At 60.9% G+C, this 18,295-nt stretch carries 15 protein-coding genes and 1 pseudogene; 6 read left to right on the top strand and 10 right to left on the bottom strand.

Annotated features, from left to right (window positions below; translation table 11 throughout):
• Positions 1-14: 14 nt before the first annotated feature.
• The 3 genes and pseudogenes from B0D71_RS32555 to B0D71_RS30625 all read right to left on the bottom strand — a co-directional run bounded on the left by B0D71_RS32555 (position 15) and on the right by B0D71_RS30625 (position 2,674).
• Positions 15-740 (bottom strand): methyl-accepting chemotaxis protein, encoded by a 726-nt coding sequence (locus B0D71_RS32555; protein WP_420825157.1) that lies wholly within the window; start codon positions 738-740, stop codon positions 15-17.
• A gap of 132 nt (positions 741-872) precedes the next feature.
• Positions 873-1,628: pseudogene (locus B0D71_RS32550) on the bottom strand (MCP four helix bundle domain-containing protein); the annotation flags it as partial.
• 230 nt (positions 1,629-1,858) lie between these two features.
• Complete coding sequence (locus tag B0D71_RS30625) at positions 1,859-2,674, bottom strand: AraC family transcriptional regulator (protein ID WP_103398000.1); 816 nt, start codon at positions 2,672-2,674, stop codon at positions 1,859-1,861.
• A 133-nt stretch (positions 2,675-2,807) separates the two neighbouring features.
• On the opposite strand from B0D71_RS30625, the gene B0D71_RS30620 reads away from it, so the two are divergent.
• On the top strand, positions 2,808-3,326 hold the full coding sequence (locus B0D71_RS30620; RefSeq protein ID WP_103397999.1) for a carboxymuconolactone decarboxylase family protein: 519 nt from the start codon (positions 2,808-2,810) through the stop codon (positions 3,324-3,326).
• Positions 3,327-3,340: 14 nt separating this feature from the next.
• On the opposite strand, the gene B0D71_RS30615 is transcribed toward B0D71_RS30620, so the two are convergent.
• From B0D71_RS30615 to B0D71_RS30605, 3 genes are all read right to left on the bottom strand, one after another.
• Positions 3,341-4,303 carry an IS110 family transposase gene (locus B0D71_RS30615; RefSeq protein ID WP_103393606.1) on the bottom strand — a complete coding sequence of 321 codons (963 nt, stop codon included), beginning with the start codon at positions 4,301-4,303 and terminating at the stop codon, positions 3,341-3,343.
• Between the two features lie 298 nt (positions 4,304-4,601).
• A complete protein-coding gene (locus tag B0D71_RS30610; RefSeq protein WP_103397998.1) occupies positions 4,602-5,690 on the bottom strand; it encodes a polyamine ABC transporter substrate-binding protein in 1,089 nt (362 codons plus the stop codon).
• Positions 5,691-5,744: 54 nt separating this feature from the next.
• Positions 5,745-7,046 (bottom strand): NAD(P)/FAD-dependent oxidoreductase, encoded by a 1,302-nt coding sequence (locus B0D71_RS30605; protein WP_103397997.1) that lies wholly within the window; start codon positions 7,044-7,046, stop codon positions 5,745-5,747.
• Between the two features lie 161 nt (positions 7,047-7,207).
• On the opposite strand from B0D71_RS30605, the gene B0D71_RS30600 reads away from it, so the two are divergent.
• Entirely contained in the window at positions 7,208-8,095 is an 888-nt protein-coding gene (locus B0D71_RS30600) for a LysR substrate-binding domain-containing protein (RefSeq protein WP_103397996.1), read from the top strand.
• 102 nt (positions 8,096-8,197) lie between these two features.
• Here B0D71_RS30600 and B0D71_RS30595 read toward each other — a convergent pair whose 3' ends face one another.
• The 3 genes from B0D71_RS30595 to B0D71_RS30585 are packed head-to-tail and all read right to left on the bottom strand — an operon-like array spanning position 8,198 to position 11,174.
• Positions 8,198-9,706 carry a tripartite tricarboxylate transporter permease gene (locus B0D71_RS30595; protein ID WP_103397995.1) on the bottom strand — a complete coding sequence of 503 codons (1,509 nt, stop codon included), beginning with the start codon at positions 9,704-9,706 and terminating at the stop codon, positions 8,198-8,200.
• A gap of 15 nt (positions 9,707-9,721) precedes the next feature.
• A complete protein-coding gene (locus B0D71_RS30590) occupies positions 9,722-10,207 on the bottom strand; it encodes a tripartite tricarboxylate transporter TctB family protein (RefSeq protein ID WP_103397994.1) in 486 nt (161 codons plus the stop codon).
• A 1-nt stretch (position 10,208) separates the two neighbouring features.
• Positions 10,209-11,174 carry a Bug family tripartite tricarboxylate transporter substrate binding protein gene (locus tag B0D71_RS30585; RefSeq protein ID WP_103397993.1) on the bottom strand — a complete coding sequence of 322 codons (966 nt, stop codon included), beginning with the start codon at positions 11,172-11,174 and terminating at the stop codon, positions 10,209-10,211.
• A gap of 371 nt (positions 11,175-11,545) precedes the next feature.
• Between B0D71_RS30585 and B0D71_RS30580 the strand changes: the two genes are divergently transcribed.
• The 4 genes from B0D71_RS30580 (at position 11,546) to B0D71_RS30565 (ending at position 16,494) form a co-directional block, all read left to right on the top strand.
• Positions 11,546-11,803: a DUF2790 domain-containing protein gene (locus B0D71_RS30580; RefSeq protein ID WP_103397992.1), complete on the top strand. Its 258-nt coding sequence runs from the start codon at positions 11,546-11,548 to the stop codon at positions 11,801-11,803.
• Between the two features lie 84 nt (positions 11,804-11,887).
• Positions 11,888-12,559, top strand: a complete 672-nt coding sequence (locus B0D71_RS30575) for a heavy metal response regulator transcription factor (protein ID WP_046040381.1) — start codon at positions 11,888-11,890, stop codon at positions 12,557-12,559.
• Between the two features lie 8 nt (positions 12,560-12,567).
• Entirely contained in the window at positions 12,568-13,998 is a 1,431-nt protein-coding gene (locus tag B0D71_RS30570) for a heavy metal sensor histidine kinase (RefSeq protein ID WP_103397991.1), read from the top strand.
• A gap of 108 nt (positions 13,999-14,106) precedes the next feature.
• On the top strand, positions 14,107-16,494 hold the full coding sequence (locus B0D71_RS30565) for a DUF3772 domain-containing protein (protein WP_103397990.1): 2,388 nt from the start codon (positions 14,107-14,109) through the stop codon (positions 16,492-16,494).
• A 680-nt stretch (positions 16,495-17,174) separates the two neighbouring features.
• Here the strand turns inward: B0D71_RS30565 and B0D71_RS30555 are convergent.
• Positions 17,175-18,203, bottom strand: a complete 1,029-nt coding sequence (locus B0D71_RS30555) for an IS110 family RNA-guided transposase (protein WP_103392895.1) — start codon at positions 18,201-18,203, stop codon at positions 17,175-17,177.
• Positions 18,204-18,295 lie beyond the last annotated feature (92 nt).

Here is an 18,295-nt window from a genome sequence, read left to right as displayed (position 1 = left end):
TGTGCCCTGCGATCTCAAAGCCTGAACCGATCCACCGACTGCGACAACTGCCCCGCCAGGCTCGACAACTCATCGGTCGTCGATGCCGTCTGCCCGATCACCTTGCTGTTGCCTTCGGACATGCCGGCAATCATCTCCACCTGATGGGCGATCTCGTTGCTGGCCAGGCTTTGCTCGCCGATGGTACGGCTGATGTCATTGACCAGTTGCGTGGTGTGCAGCGTGGCGTCGAGGATCTCGCGGATGGCGCGCTCGACATCGGCCGTCACGGCCATGCCTTTGTCGACCTGGGCCACGCCCTCCTCCATGCTGATCACCGCCTCGCGGGTGCTTTGCTGGATGCGTGCGACCATGCTGGCGATTTCCTGGGTGGAGGCGCTGGTGCGCCCCGCCAGGCTGCGAACCTCATCGGCCACCACGGCAAAACCACGACCCTGCTCGCCGGCACGGGCGGCTTCGATGGCGGCGTTGAGTGCCAGCAGGTTGGTCTGGTCGGCGATGCCCTTGATCACCTGGATGATGTTGAAAATCCCTTCGGACTCTTTGTCCAGCGTGCGAATCACCTGCGCCGACTGCTGCGCCGAACGCGCGATGCCGTCCATGTCGCTGACCACCTGATGGATCACACGGCCGCCGTCCTTGGCCAGCGACTCGGCCTGATTGGCCATGTCCAGCGCCCGCTCGGCATGCCGGGTGATTTCCTCGATGCTCGCGGTCATTTCGCTGGCGGCCGCGGCCATGGTGCTGGCTGCCGCGCTTTGCTGCTGGCTGCTGCCCGCCACTTCATGGCAACCGTTGCTCAGTTGCGCGCTCATGCCGCTGACGCCGTGGGCGTTGCTGCGCACAACCTCGATCATGCCGCGCAAATCCCGTTGCATGGTCGCCAGGCTACGAATCAAGGCGCTGGCTTCATCATGGCGGGTGGGCTCGACAATCGGCTCGCTGAGGTTGCCATGGGCGATGCTCTCGGCAATGCGGCTGGCGGTTTGCAACGGACCCATGATGCTCAGGATCGCCGAACGCCCAAGGGTCAGCAGCAGCAACAGGCTGGCGATCAGCACGCCGCCGAGGGTCAGGTTGGCGTTGCTGATCGCTTGCGCCGTGCCTTGGCTGGTCTGTTGCGTGTCGCTTTCGATCAACTCGCTGAGGGCGGCCATCTGGTCTTCCAGCTGGCTGAAGGCGCTGTTGAACGTGCCCACTTCCTGTTGCGCGGCTTCCGGGTTCTCCAGCGCCAGCCCGGCGATGCGCTCGGCGGTGCTGATGTAGGTGTCCAGACTGGGTTTGATCTTGTTCAGGCCGGCCTTGATGGTGTCGTTGACCGGCAGCTTGAGGTTTTCCCCCAGCACTTCGCGAAAGCGCTGGGCGTGCTCTTCGATGGAACTGCGCACCTCGGCTTTGCTGCTGGCGCTTTTGTTCAAGCCCACCAGCATGGCCGACAGTACGTCGGCGCGCAGCGCGTCGTGCATCATGTCGGCTTCGAGGTGATTACGCAGCGCGGCCATGCTGACGTTGTTGTCGTCCACGGCTCCGGCCATCCGGGTGTTTCCCAGGTAACTGACCAGGCTCATGATCAACGCAGTGAGCAATCCGGTGCCGATCAGCAATATTAAACGCAGTTTTATGGACACTCTGTGGTTCCTCTCTGGCACGTTTGACGGCACGGTTTTCCCCGCGCGGATGGCTTCAAGAGGTTATCGACGGGATCGGGCAGTAATTGAAGGCTATCCCCACAAATTGTTTTTTTTGCGACATACGGTCGTCAGACTGGCAAACGCACCGGCAATAGTGGTCTTGAGCCGTGTATCGAACTTTCGGGCGCCATCGTTGGCAAGCCAGCTCCTACAGGGGGATGTGTGGGTCAATTGCCCTTCCACTCCCTCGGGCTCAGCCCAGTCTTGCGCCGAAACGCCCGGGCCAGCGCAGACGGGCTCTCATAACCAACCTCCTCGGCGATCAACGCCATCGGCCGCCCCTCGCGCAAGCGCTTCTGCGCCAGGCTGATGCGCCAGCTCACCAGGTAATCCACCGGCGTCTGCCCGACCACCCGGCGAAAGTGCTCGGCGAAACTGGCCCGCGACATGTTGGCGGCGACCGAGAGTTCGGCCACGCTCCAGGCCTTGGCCGGAGTTTGATGCATCAGGCTCAGGGGCCGCGCCAGGCGTGCATCGGCGAGGCCGGCCATCATGCCCGGTTGCTGGCCAGTGGTGCTCAGGATGTGCCGCAACAACAGAATCACCAGCAGTTCGAACAGGCGATCCATCACTGCTTCGCGCCCGCAGGTACCGTCGAACGCCTCGTTGAACAGCCATTCCAGGGTCCCGGCCAGGCTCGGGATTTCATCGAGCTTGAGTACCAGGTAATCCGGCAGCGCCGCCGCCAGGGCATTGCCCGCACCGCCGTCGAAATCCAGGGTCGCGCACACCAGTTGTGTGCCGGACGCTTCAGACGCGAACAAACGATGTCGATAAGGCCGGGGGAAAAAGATCAGGCTCGGTTCGGTCAATTGCAGATCCGGCTGATCGCCCATCTTGAGCAGCAGTTCACCGGCCTGCAGCAGGTGCAAATGACCGCTGGCCTGCTGGCCGTCGTAGGCGGCGGTGCCGCAAAACGTGCCGCTGTGAAAGGTGCCGGCATTGACGCCGAAGTGAGTGAGCAACGTCGACAAGCGATCCATGACAGGCTCCCGAAAGCAGTTCTGGACGATCTGTCGCATATCCTCGACGATTCGCACCCAACAAGCCAGACGCGGTCCCTAACATCTGCTCCGTACCCAGCGCATGCCGCGCTGCAAATGACGGAGTTTGACCATGAGCCGCATCACTGCAATCAACCTGGAACACGCCACCGACACCACCCGCCCGCTGCTGGAAGGCGTGCAGAAGAAAATCGGCTTTCTGCCCAACGTCTTCAAAGTGCTGGCCCACGCACCGGCCGTATTGGCCTCGTACCTGCAAAACTCGGCGGCACTGGGCAAGACGTCCCTGAGCGCCACGGAAAAGGAAGCGGTGTTCCTCGCCACGTCCCAGGTCAACGGCTGCGACTACTGCCTGGCGGCCCATACGCTGTTCGCGGGCAAGGCCGGGCTGTCGGGCCAGGACATCCTCAGCGCGCGTCAGGGTGAACTCAACGCTTATGCCACCCTCGCCCGCCAAGTCACCGAAAGCCGTGGCCACCTGACGGTCGATCAGATCGCCGCGGCCCGTGCCGCCGGCATCGATGACGGCAAGATCATCGAAGTGATCGCCCACGTGGCGTCGCAGACGCTGACCAACTACCTGAACAACGCCGCGCTGACCGACATCGACTTCCCGGCCATCGAGGCCTGACCCTGTGGGAGATTCTATGTTTGGGGGGAACCCCCAAGCATAGAATTAGGCTTGTATTCACTTTGGTTTTTCATCAACGCGAACATCACTCTGGCCAGCTTGCGTGCCAGGATAACCAAGGCTTGAGTACCTTTTAGGCCTCTGGCCAGATAACTCTCGTAGTACGGTTTCCAGATCGGCGAACGGCTGGCGGCCATGGCGCTGTTGTGAAACAGGCGCCGGAACTCCGAGTCTCCTCGCTTGGAGAGTCGACGCCTTTGATCCTTTTGTCCTGACTGCCTCACCCGCGGATCCATGCCGAGGAAGGCCACGTATTCGTCGCTGTTAGCAAATTTTCCACGCAAAAACGCTGTGGCCGCTGCTGTGGCTGTCAGGAGCCCGACACCCTCGACGGCCTGGCAGCGCTTCACCTGATCCTGCATCCCGGCGTCCTCAGCAATCTCCTTGAGTGTTTTCTGAATCGTTTTTTCGAACTGGGCAATGGCGGCCAGAAGCTGCTTGAACTGTTCTTTGAGCAGGGGTTCGTTTTTCCAGCTTTGCTTGAGTGCGACACAGCCCCGGACCAACTGAGCCCGGCGACGAAGCAGGCTTTTGAGTTGGGTGTAAGCCTTCGGCGGAGGACTCCAGATCCTCAGTCTGTCGGACTCCCTGCTCAAGTAACGCGCCAGCAGTTCGGCATCCAAGGCATCTGTTTTCGCCCTCATGCCTATTCCGTCGCGGTATTTGTTGAGGCGACAGCCATCGATGACATAAACGTCATGGCCCATTTCATGGGCTATTTCCGTTGTATCAAGGTGATAGATATTGGTCGCTTCAAGCGCGATAGCGCTGTTCGCAGGTAGCGTCTTGAGCCATTGCTTCAGGGCTGATCGCTTGTTCGCGACATTTCGGGTTCGTTCCAGGTCGGATCGATAGATAACAATCTCGTCCTTCGCCACATCCACACCAACGACCACCTGAGAATCAAGGATTGTCATGGCCCACCCTCCGAGCTAGGGTTTAAAGACTTGTTGGGGTTCACCGTTGCGCTGGCTTGTTTCTATCGTCGGTCCGAGCCGATGCATTCCTTATCGGCGCATTAGGTGAAGGGGTGGGACGAAGTCTCCCACGGTCTGTACTGGTCAGAGTCAGATGACGAGCTTTAGTCCCACCCACCCCTTCAAGTCTAAACATACAAGCGAGCCTGCTCGCGATGGCGGAGTGTTAGTCGACATCATAGGTGTCTGACATAACGCCATCGCGAGCAAGCTCGCTCCTACAGTGACAGGTGTGTAATCAGGTATTGGTTTTCAGCTTGGTCCACAAGCGCGTGCTGAGGCGGGCAATGGCTGCGGGCAAGTCCTCGACGGTAAACAGCTTGTCCATCACGGTTTTCGGCGGGTAGATCGCCAGGTCCTGCTTCACCACCGGGTCGACGAAGGCATCCGCCGCGCTGTTGGGGTTGGCGTAATGGATGCTGTTGCTGATATTGGCGATCACCTTCGGCTCCAGCAGGTAGTTCATGTAGGCGTAACCGTTCTTCTCGTGCGGCGCGTTCTTGGGCATGACCACCATGTCCAGCCACAAGGTGGACCCTTCGTCCGGGATCGAGTAGGCAATATCGATCCCGTTCTTGGCTTCCCGGGCGCTGGCGGCGGCCTGCACGATGTCGCCGTTGAAACCGATCACCGCGCAGACGTTGCCGTTGGCCAGGTCGCTGATGTACTTCGACGCATGGAAATACTGGACGTATGGCCGGATCTTCAGCAGTGCCTGCTCGGCTTTCTTGTAGTCGGCCGGTTCGTGGCTGTGGGGCGGCAAGCCCAGGTAATTGAGGGTGATCGGCAGGATCTGCGTCGGGTTGTCGATGATCGCCACGCCGCACTCGCTGAGTTTCTTGATGTTGTTCTCGTCGAAAAACAGGCTCCAGGAACGGGTGACGTCGGTATTGCCGAAGATCGCCTTGATCTTCTCGACGTTGTAGCCGATGCCCGCCGTGCCCCACATGTAGGGAAAGCCGTACTGGTTGCCCGGATCGTTGACTTCAAGTTTCTTCATCAACGCCGGGTCGAGGTTTTTCCAGTTGGGCAACTGGCTCTTGTCGAGCTTCTGGATCGCGCCGGCCTTGATCAGGCGCGACAGGAAATGGTTCGACGGGCTGACCACGTCATAGCCGGTGCTGCCGGTCATCAGCTTCGATTCCAGCACTTCGTTGCTGTCGTGGATGTCGTAGGTCGCCTTGATCCCGGTGTCCTTGTTGAAGTTGACCAGGGTGTCGTCGGCAATGTAGCCGTTCCAGTTGGAAATGTTGACGGTTTCGTCGGCATAAGTGGCGGCGGAAAACGTCGAGATCAGGGCCACAAGGGAAAGCGTATTGACGCGCATGTTGAATCACCTTCGATGGGAAGTGCTTTTGTTCTTGTTGTGAAGCGGGTGTTGTCAGATTTCGCTTCTGGCCCGTACCGTTTCCACGCGCATACGCAGCATGGCACCGATGTCGAGCAACAGCTTGGGCGGCAGCCAGCCGGGCTGTGCCCGTTCAATGACCGAGCGCAGCAGCGGTGAATCACGGCCCGAGGCCAGTTCCGCGAGCAAGCGGCCCCACAGCGTGCCGCGCGCCACTCCCGAACCGTTGCACCCGGCCACGGCGAACACGCCCTCCTCGACTTTTGCGAAGTACGGTTGCCCGGAGCGCGAAGCGCTGAGATGGCCGGTCCAGGTGTATTCGATGTCCTGCTCGCCGAGCATCGGGAAACGCCGTTGCAACCCCTGCACATGGTGCTGGCGGCGGGTCGACAATTCGCCCAGGGACAAATCCCGCGAGCGGTATTCCGCGGTGTTGCGGATCATCACCCGGCGATCCGGGGTCAGGCGCACCGTGGCGCCCAGTGGCCGGGTCGACAACACGCCCCAGGACGCAGGTGCACCCAGGGCTTGAAACTCTTGATCGCTGAGTGGCCGCGTGAGGCTGGCGCTGAGCTCCATCGCGAATGTGCCGCTGTCATCGATACCCGCGCGAGGGATGAAGGCGTTCAGGCAGACCAATACCTGCCTGGCCTCGACGCAGCCGTTTTGGCCCCGGGCGCGAACTCGGCCATCGCCCAGGCGCTCAATACTCGTGATATCGGTGTTCTCGTAGAGCGTGACCTTCTCTGGCAAGGCATCGAGCAAGCCCTTCACATACTTGGCCGGTTGCAGCAGCGCATTGCCGTTACCGCACCAGATTCCGGCGTGGTAGTGCCGGGTGCCAAGTTTCTCGATCAATGGCTCGCCTTGCAGAAACTGCGCGCTGGCCCCCACGGCACGCAGGGTCTGCAACTTGGCCTCGACGTGGGTCAGTTTGCGTGGATCGCTGACGGCGAAGAAGTAGCCCGACTCCCTGAAGTCGCATTCGATGCCCAACCGGACGATCTGCTTGCGCACTTCATCGGCGGCGGCGCGGCCGATAGACGTGTCCACTTGATACCCGGCGAACCCTTCGCTACCGAGTAGCTCGCCAGCGGCGGGATGCTCATGGGCCACAACAAACCCGGAATTGCGCGCCGATGCACCCTGCGCAGCCCGCTGGCGGTCAACCACCACAATGCGTGCCTGCGGATGCATGTGTGCAAGGGCGTGTGCGGCACTCAACCCGGTGATGCCGGCGCCGATCACCAGCCAGTCGGCCTGTTGCGTGCTCTTTAGCTGCTCGCGCAGCGGTGAACTCCCCGCTTGCGCAATCCAGCCACAGATATTTTCCATGCGTCACCTCGTTTTCTTGTTCTGCAAACCGTGGCGAATCAACCGCGCTGCATGCATGATTCGCATGAGTGGTTTTCGATGACGGTAGCCATGACTAGAATCTAAAGGCTCCTCACAGGCACAGCCAACGTTATTAATTCATCTAGGCATTCAGAAAACGCATGGACAAGATTCGCCACGTGCCCTCGCTGCAGGGCTTGCAGGCCTTGGTCGAAGTTGCGGACTCGGGCAGCTTCACCCAAGCGGCGCAAAAGCGCTGCCTGACCCAAAGCGCCGTGAGCCGGCAGATCCAGCAACTGGAGAGCCACTTTGGCGTGCCGCTGTTTGTCAGGAGCAGCCGCAGCCTGCAACTGACCACAGAGGGCGAACAGGTACTGGCCAGCGCCCGCAGCATCCTCGAACAGTTGCGCACACTCGAAGACCGGCTCGCGCCGCAAAAACGCCCGTTCCGCATTCGCATGCACGTGTCATTGGCGGTGCGCTGGCTGCTGCCCAGGCTGAGCGATTTCTACCGGCATCACCCGGACGTCTCCCTGGCAATCGAAACCGTGGCCACCGAAGTGGTGGAGCCGGCCAGTGACAGCGACGCCTACATTATCTACCTGCCTGAGCCGTCCACCGCGCCCGATTGCCTGACCCTGTTCGAGGAAGCGCTGGTACCGGTGTGCGCGCCGGGCCTGGGCAGCCCGGACCGGCCATTGGTGGCGCTGGAGGATTTGCCGGGGTACGCCTTGCTGCACCGCTCAAGCGACCAGAATGACTGGCAGGTCTGGCTGTCAGCCAACGGCGGCAAGGCGCTGCAGGACTATCGGCACATCCCCTTCAACCTCGACGAACTGGCACTCGATGCCGCCGCGCGGGGCCTTGGGGTGGCGATGACCGACATGACCCTGGCGGGCGAGTCGATCCAGCGCGGCGAACTGGTGATTCCATTCGGCGAGCCATTGAAGACCCGGGGGATTTACTCGTTGTGCCTGCAACCCTCGGCCGCGGCGCATCCGGCCTGCGCACCGGTCATGCAATGGTTCACCGCACAAACCACTGCATGACCCTGTAGGAGCGGGCTTGCCAGCGATGAGGCCCTCACATTCAACATCAATGTCGCCTGACACACCGCCTTCGCGGGCAAGCCAGTTCCCACAGGGGGGGACTCAATCATCCTCATGCAACTTGATGCCGCGTTTATGCAGCACATGGGGCACCACCAGCACCAGCAGCGTCAGGCCGAGGAAGAACGCCGAGATCGGTTGCGTGAGGAACACCGTCCAGTCGCCCTGGCTGATAGACAAGGCGTTACGCAGTTGTTTCTCGGCCATCGGCCCCAGCAGCATGCCGACGATCACCGGGGCGACGGGGAAGTCGAACCGCCGCATCAGCACCCCGCCCCAGCCAATGGCCAACATCAGGATCAGGTCGAAGGATGAGTGGCGCATGCCATACACGCCGATGGTGGCGAATACCAGGATGCCGGCATTCAGATACGGCCGGGGGATTTGCAGCAGCTTGACCCACAGCCCCACCAGCGGCAGGTTCAACACCAACAGAATCACGTTGCCGATGTACAACGAGGCCACCAGCGTCCAGACCAAGTCGGCGGAGGTTTCGAACAGCATCGGCCCTGGTTGCAGGTTGTAGTTCTGGAACGCCGCCAGCAGGATTGCAGCCGTGGCAGACGTCGGGATGCCCAGGGTCAGCAACGGTACCAGCGAGCCAGTCGCGCTGGCATTGTTGGCCGCTTCCGGGCCGGCGACGCCTTCGATGGCGCCCTCGCCCTTGTTGGCGGAAAACTCCTTGGGGTATTTGCTGAGCTTGCGTTCGGTGGAATAGGACAGAAAGGTCGGAATCTCGGCACCACCGGCCGGAATCGAACCAAACGGAAAACCGATCAGCGTGCCCCGAAGCCACGCAGGCACCGAGCGTTTCCAGTCGGCGCGGGTCATCCACAATGAGGTCAGGCGATGCCGTCCTTCGTTTGCTTCGGTTTGATAGAGCAAGCTGTACAAGGCCTCGCCCACCGCGAACAAACCGACCGCCACCAGCACCACCTCGATACCGTCCACCAGTTCGGGCACGCCGAGGGTGTAGCGGGCAATGCCCGAGGTCGAGTCCAGGCCGATCAAACCGATGGTCAGCCCGACGCCCAGTGATGCAAACCCACGCAGCATGGAAGCACCGAGCACCGCCGACACGGTGGTGAACGACAGCACCAGGATCGCGAAGTATTCGGTCGGGCCGAAATTCAGTGCCAGCCTGGCCACGATGGGCGCGAACAGCGTCAGCAAAATCGTGGCGATGGTGCCGGCGACGAAAGAGCCTATCGCCGCCGTTGCCAGCGCGGGCCCGGCCCGGCCGTTGCGCGCCATCAGGTTGCCTTCCAGGGCCGTGACCATCGACGACGATTCGCCAGGGGTGTTGAGCAGAATCGAGGTGGTGGAGCCACCGAACTGCGCGCCGTAGTAGATACCGGCAAACATGATCAGCGCGCCGGTGGGATCAACCTTGGCGGTGATCGGCAACAACAGCGCCACCGTCAGCGCCGGACCGATCCCCGGCAACACGCCGATGGCGGTGCCGAGCAGACAGCCGATGAACCCCCACATCAGATTGATCGGCGTCAGCGCCGCGGCAAAACCCATCGCCAGGCTTGAAAGAATGTCCACGGTGTCGCCCTCCTTTCAAATCCAGACGTTGATCAGCGGCGGCAGGGAAACCCCGAGCCCGGCGTTGAACAGCCAGTAGATCGGCAGGGTCAAGGCAATGCCAATGGCCAAATCCCGCACGGGATGACGGCTGCCAAAACCCCGTGCCGAACAGGCAAACAGCAACCCGGCGGCCAGCACAAAACCGATGAGGTTGATCAGCACCGCCACCCCGACAAGCCCCGCGGTCACCCAGGCCGCACCGGCTTTTCCACCGGGAACCGTGCCCGTTTCGTCGTTACTCAGTTCGCGAAAACCGCCGCTGAACGCCTGATAACTCAGCAACAGGCCCACACCGCCGAGAAACGCCGCCACGACATAGGGGTAAACGTAGGCCGGGAGAATGACGAAACCCATTTCAGGCGGAAAACGGTAGGCCCCCATCGCCAACATGACGCTGATGGCGATCAGGCCGATGCCGACCGCCAATTGCGTCGGCACCACGGCGCGTTGTGTGGCCATCTCAAAGCAGCCCGACCTTGACCAGCATGGCGCGCAACCGCACGTGTTCTTCCTCGACGAATTTGCCAAATTCGTCGCCGGTCAGCACGCTGGGCGTCCAGGCATTGGCCTGGATATTGTCCTGCCAGACCTTGCTGTTGGTGGCGGCCACGACTGCGTCGATCACCTCTTTACGCTGTTCTGGGGTGAGGCCCGCCGCACCATAAACGCCGCGCCAGTTGCCGATGATCACGTCATAGCCACTCTCCTTGAGGGTCGGTGCATCAATGCCGGGAACGCGCTCCGGCGCCCCGATGGCCAGGACACGAAACTGACCGGTCTTGATGTATTGGCCAAGCTCGGCGTAACCGCCGGTGATCACCTTGAGCTGGCCGCCCAGCGCCTGGGCAACCACCTCGCCGCCTCCACCAAAGGCCACGTAGTTGACCTTGTTGACTGGTACATCCAGTTTGCCAGCAAGCTCGGCGATACCGATGTGATCGACCGACCCCTTGGAGCCGCCGCCCCAGGTGATGCTTGTCGGTTTGTCCTTGAAAGCCTTGATCAGGTCATCAAGGGTCTTGAATTCAGATTCCTTGCGCACAGCGATCACGTTGTACTCGGTGAACAGCCGGGCAATGGGCGTCACATCCTTCAGGCTGATCTGCGGTTTGTTCTGTTCGATGCCCGCGACCATGATCGCGCCGACCACCAGCAATGCGTTCGGGTCACCCTTGGTGCTGTTGGCGAATTGCGCCAGCCCCAGGGTCCCGCCCGCCCCGCCCTTGTTCTCGAAGGTCACGGACTTGGCGGTATTGGCTTCGACCATGGCCTTGCCGAGTACCCGGGCGGTCTGGTCGTAACCACCACCCACGGAACCCGGGGCCATGAATTTCACGGTATCCAGCGCGAAGGCGGGTGCGACAAGCACGGCTGCGGTCAAACCGGCGGCCATGCAGCGACTGAAACGATGGATCATGGCGGACATGGGCATCTCCTGATTGCATTGTTTTTATAGGTGCCGGCTGCCCATCGAGGTATTCGACGAACATGGGCCTGCAAACAAGCTTAGGCCATGGAACCGGGGGTTGATCAGTTTTAAAGCGCTGCAATCCCTTGTAGGAGCGAGCTTGCTCGCGATGGTCGCTAACGATTACGCGTGCTACCTGAATAAACGCGGTGCCTTTAAGTCCATCGCGAGCAAGCTCGCTCCTACAGTGGGTGCGGTGTTCCAACCTGCGTTTCATTACAACTTTGTCATCAAGCTGTTGGTCGGCTGTCCGGATCGCCTCGTTAACCTGAGCTCACTGCCAGGCCAACCTTCGGCAGCCACCCAGCCCTTGCAGAGAGAGATTCGTCATGAAAGTGTTGATTGCTGGTTTTGTCGCCCTGCTCGCCACCGGTTCGGCGTTTGCCGCTACCCAGTCCACCTCGCCGGTCATCCACGACAAAGACGGCTTCTATGTCCCGGTGGATGTGGCCAAAGTGCTGTCCATGACAGACCTCAACGGCAAGTGCGGCATTGTTCCCGCGCAGTTCAACTACCTCGACCACCAGGGTCGTGAACACCAACTGGACTATCAGGTCCAGGGCGTGGGTTGCCTTGGTGAGAACTGATCCAATGCCTGTATTGACGATTGGCCGGGCTACACTTTTGCCACTGATGCGCCCCCGTAGCCCGACTGAAACAGGCAGGTCCCGATGAACATCCTCGTAGTCGAAGACGAACCCAAGGCCGGCAATTACCTGCTCAACGGCCTGCAGGAACTCGGATACACCGTGAGCCTGGCGCGGGACGGCGTCGATGGCTTGCACCTGGCCCTGGAGCACGATTTCGATGTGATCGTGCTGGACGTGATGATGCCGAAGATGGATGGCTGGGAAGTCCTGCGCCGCCTGCGCAAGGAAGCCGACACACCGGTGCTGTTCCTCACCGCCCGGGATGACATTGCCGACCGCATCAAAGGCCTCGAACTGGGCGCCGACGATTACCTGATCAAGCCGTTTTCCTTCGCCGAACTGGTGGCACGCCTGCGCACCTTGACCCGGCGTGGCCCTACCCGGGAAGAAGAACACCTGCACGTCGACGACCTGCAGATCGATGTGCTCAAGCGTCGCGTCAGCCGCGCCGGCAACCGCATCACCCTGACCAACAAGGAATTCGCCCTGTTGCACCTGTTCGCCACCCATCAGGGCGAGGTGCTGTCACGCTCGATGATCGCCTCGCGGGTCTGGGACATGAATTTCGACAGCGACACCAATGTCGTCGATGTCGCGGTGCGCCGCCTGCGCCTGAAAATCGACGATCCGTTCCCGCTCAAGCTGATCCACAGTGTGCGCGGCATCGGCTACCGCTTCGACACTCAACCCTGAACGCCCCCATGAATGCCATGACACCGCTGCGATCCGCCTCCCGCCTCAGCCACTCCCTGACCCTGCGTCTGGCGCTGGTATTTGCCCTGCTGGCGTTTGTCTCGCTGGCACTGCTGGGTGTCGCGCTGTACCGCGACCTGGAGCGCGAGTTGATCCATCGCGACGACATTGCCCTGATCACCCGCATCGACCAGTTGCGCACCTTCCTCAACGACAGCAATACCCTGGACCTGATCAAGGCCAAGCCGGCGCTGTTCCAGAACATGATGGGCAACCGCGAGGCCCTGCTGACCATCGGCACCCCAGGCCAGCCACCGTTGCTGGTGGTCAACCCGGGCAACCTGAAGATGCCGGTGCTGACCCCGGTGGCCATGGATCATCGACTGACCCTGGACGACGTGCAGCATTTGCCCAACGTCAATGGCGTGCCGTTTTCAGCCCTGGCGGCGACCATCGACTCGGGTGACCTGGGCAGCCTGCAAGTGGTGACCGGGCGCCTGATGACCGAGCGCACCGCCGTGCTCGCCGAATACCGCTTCAATGTGTACCTGTTTGCCAGCGTCGCGGCGATTCTGCTGGCGCTGTCCGGTTATGTGCTGGTGCATCGCGGCCTGTTGCCTGTGCGGCGCCTGGCCCGCCACACCCAGAGCATCGACGTCGGCAACCTCAACGAACGCCTCGACAGCCAGGGCGCGCCGCTGGAGCTGTTGCCCATGATCGACGCCTTCAACGCCATGCTCGACCGGCTGGACAAAGGCTTCATCCAACTGGGCCAGGTATCGACCGACATGGCCCACGAACTGCGCACACCGATCAACAACCTGCTGGGCGAAACCCAGGTGGCCTTGCAGCAGAACCGCAGCACCGACGCCTATCAGCAACTGCTGGCCTCGAATGTCGAAGAACTCGAACGCCTGGCGCGCATGCTCGACAACATGCTGTTCCTGGCCCGCACCGATCCACGCAGTGCCTTGCGCCAGCGTCAGGAACTGGATGCCGCCGACGAAATGCAACGCATGGCCGACTATTTCGAAGGCCCGGCGACCGACGTTGGCATCTGCATCAATGCCCGGGGCAGCGGTGTGATCTGGGCCGAGCCGATGTTGCTGCGTCGTGCATTGGCCAACCTATGCGCCAACGCCATCAAGTACGGCGCCCCGCATTCCGAGCTGTGCATCCACGCCCACCCGACCACCGACGGCATCCAGGTGCAAGTGCGCAACCACGGCCCGACCATCCCTGCTCAGCATCTGCCACGGCTGTTCGAACGCTTCTACCGGGTCGATGAGTCCCGCGAACGCTCGGCCCAATCCAATGGCCTGGGCCTGTCGATCGTGGCGACGATCATGCAGCTACACAACGGTGCCTGCCATGTCAGCAGCGCCGACGGCATCACCTGCTTCGAACTGTTTTTCCCGGCGCGGCAACAGCATGAGTAGCGCCCGGGTGAAAACCGCCCCGGGCACTTCCGACAAAACAACGCTGCAGGGTGCGTGTCATGACCTAACCTCTTTGGCTAAGTGACTAACAACCCGTCGAGCACGCCGATGTGCAATGTATTCAAGTCAATGATCTGCGTCGCCTTCGCGCTTCTGCTAGCCAGCCCGGGATGGCTGTTGGCGGCGCCCACAGCCGAAACCCTTGCTCCCACCCCCACAGCCCCCGTCATCAGCATCTCCGACGGTGAATTGCTGGGGTTGCAAAACCAGCTCAACAGCCTCAAGCAGCAGGTTTCCCAGGCGAGCAATTACACCCAGCTGGAAAGCTCACAGGACCTGGTGCAGGTACTGATTCAGGATATTGAACGCCTATCGACATCGCTGCTGCCTGGGCAGGCGCAGTTGCAGGCGCAACTCAACGTGCTGGGGCCCGTGCCGCTCGCCGAGAACGCCCAGATAACGTCTGCCATTACCACCCAGCGAGACACCCTCAGCGAGCAAAAAAGCAAGATCGATGGCCAACTCAAAACCCTGGCCGCGCTGAAAATAAGTGCCGCCGAGCTGATCACCCAGATCGCCAGTATTCGTCGCAGCCTGATCGAAGCGGAAGTGACCCAGCAAACCAGCAGTATCTTGAATCCGGGGTTCTGGTCGCCATTGTTCGATCTTCCGCACGATGACCGCCAACGTTTCAATACGCTCATCGAGCAGCTCGACGCCACGCACCGGGCCGCCTGGCAACCCGGACAACGCGCGATTACCGCTGCCCTGCTCCTGCTCGCCCTGGTCATCTGGACCGTGGGGCGAAAGCTCGCCGGCCGGTTTCTGGCATGGCTGTGCATCCATCGAATGCCTGAAGGCCGGTTGCGGCGCAGCTCCCTTGCACTGGCATCGGTAGTGGCTACGGTGCTGACCGCCGGCATCGCCCTGCAACTGCTGCACTTTGCCGGGACTCGCCAACTGCCCTACACCCCGCTGCTGGCCGATCTCGCGCAGTATCTGGAAAAGCTGGCCTATACCTGCGTGCTGATCACTGGTTTGAGCCGCGCGCTGCTATCGACCAAGCACCCCTCATGGCGCCTGCCGGACATTGCCGATCAGGTGGCGCTGGCGATGGAGCCCTATCCGAGGTTGCTGGCCAGCCTGCTGCTGGTGCTGGTAACACTGGTGCAGATGAGCAATGTCACCGGCATGAGCGCCGAAGTGGTGTTGTTCGGACGGGGCATCGTGGCGTTGGTCGCGGCACTGGTGATCGGCGCGCTGTTGTTGCGCGTCAGCAAGACGCGCCGGGACCTGATAGTGGCCGGAGAAGCCCCCGAAGGCGTCACCACCTTCGCCGGCCTGATCTACACGTTTACCGGCGCTGCCGTGGTGGTGTCGCTGTTCGCGCTGGTGATCGGCTATGTGACGATGGCCCGGTTCATCACCTATGAACTGGTCTGGATATTCATCATCTTTGCCGGTTTCTACCTGCTTACACAGGTTTACCAGGACACCTGCGACTACGTTTTTTCGCCCCGCCAACCTGCCGGCAAGGCCATCAAGCAGCTGCTGGGCATCAGTAATCCGCGCCTGGAGCAGATCTGCACCGTGTTTTCCGGCGCAGGCCGCGCCATCCTGATGCTGATCGGCGTCATTGCATTGTTTGTCGGTGGGGTTGGTACCACGCTCGGGCAACTGTTCACCGGCACCGCGGCCATTCTCGGCGGTGAAGGGCTGCGCAAGCTGAACATCGTCCCGGACAACCTGCTGCGTGCCTTCCTGACACTGATGATCGGTGTCTACCTGATACGCACGCTACGCCGCTGGCTGGACCGCGAATTCCTGCCGAAAACCGAGATGGACCCGGGCATGTGCGCCTCGCTGAGCACCCTGTTTGCCAACATCGGCTACGTGTCGGTGGTGCTGCTCACGCTGTCGTCGCTGGGGATCCAGTGGACCAATCTGGCCTGGATCGTCAGCGCCTTGTCGGTGGGCATCGGCTTCGGCCTTCAGGAAATCGTGAAGAACTTCATCTCCGGCCTGATCCTCCTGACCGAGCGCCCGGTGAAGGTCGGCGACCTGATCAGCATCAGCGGCGTGGAAGGCGATATACGACGGATCAACGTGCGGGCCACGGAAATACAACTGGCCGACCGCTCGATCATGATCGTGCCCAACTCCCACCTGATTTCCCAGAACCTGCGCAACGTCACCCTCGGCGGCAGCGCCCAGGGCGTGGTGATACTCGAACTGATGTTCCCGCTGGATATCGATCCTGAGCGGGTGCAAAACCTGCTGATGGACAGCTACACCGAGCATGAATCCATTCTGGATAAACCCGCGCCATTCTTGCGCTTCAGTCAGCTGAAACCGGAAGGCATCACCTTGACCATCACCGGTTATGTCGGCAGCCCGCGCACGGTCGGCGCGATCAAGAGCGAGCTGCTGTTCGAGATTCTCAAGCGGCTGGGGGCTGCCGGGATTGAACTGGCGAAACCGCCACCGGCAGCGTGATTGTGGGAGCGACGATGCGGCGATCCGACGCAAATCAAACTGTAGGAGCTGGCTTGTCGGGTCGCCGCATCGCAGCGATGGTCGTTAACGATGACGCGCATGAACCGGATAAACGCCCCGCACTGGAGTCCATCGCCAGCAAGCTGGCTCCTACAGTTTGGCCCTCACATCATTTCGATCAACACGCGGTCTCTTGTAGGAGCTGGCTTGCCAGCGATGGTCGTTAACGATAACGCGTATAAACCGGATAAACGCCCCGCACTGGAGTCCATCGCCAGCAAGCTGGCTCCTACAGTTTGGCCCTCACATCATTTCGATCAACACGCGGTCTCCTGTAGGAGCTGGCTTGCCAGCGATGGTCGTTAACGATAACGCGCATGAACTGGATAAACGCCGCGCCCTTGAGACCATCGCCAGCAAGCTGGCTCCTACATCTATGGTTACCCCCTTTTCTGCAATACTGTATTTGATGCGTGTTTGGCTTGCTTTCATCTATCCGGCGTCTGAGTGGGGGTGTCGCCCCGCGCCTCGATGAGAATCGATGCCCAACGACCCTAATTAGTTGAACGGCCTTACAGCCGTGTAGGAGCCCAGGGTTGTCGTCAGGCCGGTTGGCCGTTCACGTCATCAGTTATCCAGCATCGCAAAACCAGGTGGGTGGTGCTCGGGTGACAGCGGGGTCAGGCGTTCATCGCGGCTGGCCCCGCATCGAATTCAGTGTGGTGTGCGGCTATCGCCCAGGCGATTCTTGCCAGCTTGTTGGCCAGTGCGCAGACCACGAGATTGGAGTGATGGCGGGAAGCTAATAGTTGGCGGACCCAGTCCGCCAAGGCGCCTTTCTGTCGTTCCAGTTGTATCAAGTACACACGGGCGCACTGGATGAGCAGGCGCCTCTGATTTCGATCGCCGCGTTTACTGATGCCGAGCAACACGGTTTTGTCGCCCGTACCGTGCTGTTTGGGTACCAGCCCGATCGACGCCGCATAGCCTCGGCCGCATTTGAACTGTTTGCCATCGCCCAACTCGGCAGCCAAGGCGCTGGAGGTGATCGGGCCGACACACGGCATGGTCATCAAACGAGCCGCCAGATCATCTTCAGCTGCTTGGCATTCCACCTCCTTGTCCAGCGCTTTGACCTTCCCATCCAGATAGTTGAAGTGCTCATGCAACCCCATCAGAATTTTTTTGATGGAGCCGGAAAATGAACTCATCTCAAGCAATGCTGGAAGCTCTTTGATGGATTTGAAGCCGGGAGCCAGGCTGATACCCACCTCCAGCAGGGCTGCGTGAATCCGATTGACGGTGGCGGTACGGTCTTTGATGAACGACTCACGAACCGAATTGAGCATCGCCAGCGCCTGCTGAGCCTGGGTTTTGGGGTGCACGAAGCGCATTGTGGGCCGGGTCGCCGCCTCGCAGATCGCTTCGGCATCAGCGAAGTCGTTTTTGTTGCTCTTCACGTAAGGGCGTACCAGATGTGGCGCAATAAGCTTGGGCGTATGCCCCAGCTTGGCGACTTCCTGCGCCATGAAATGGGCGCCGCCACAGGCTTCCATCACGACGGTGCAGGGTTCCAGTTTCGCCAGATATTGGGTGAGTGCTGCGCGCGTAAACTTTCTGCGGTGAACCTCGTGGCCGCGATCATCTTGAGCATGAAGATGAAAGGAATGTTTTCCGAGGTCGATGGCGGCAATAGCTACGTTGTTCATGGCAATGATCTCCGATGAGCCCTCTGTGAAAGCTTAGTGGGCGATCACAGGGGGCAGCGGGGGGGTAGCCATTTCATTAGTTTGGCGTTCAC

It is taken from the genome of Pseudomonas laurylsulfativorans, assembly GCF_002906155.1.
GTDB lineage: Bacteria > Pseudomonadota > Gammaproteobacteria > Pseudomonadales > Pseudomonadaceae > Aquipseudomonas > Aquipseudomonas laurylsulfativorans.
Note: the sequence above shows the minus strand (reverse complement) of the source record. Positions and strands in the feature narration are given on the sequence as shown.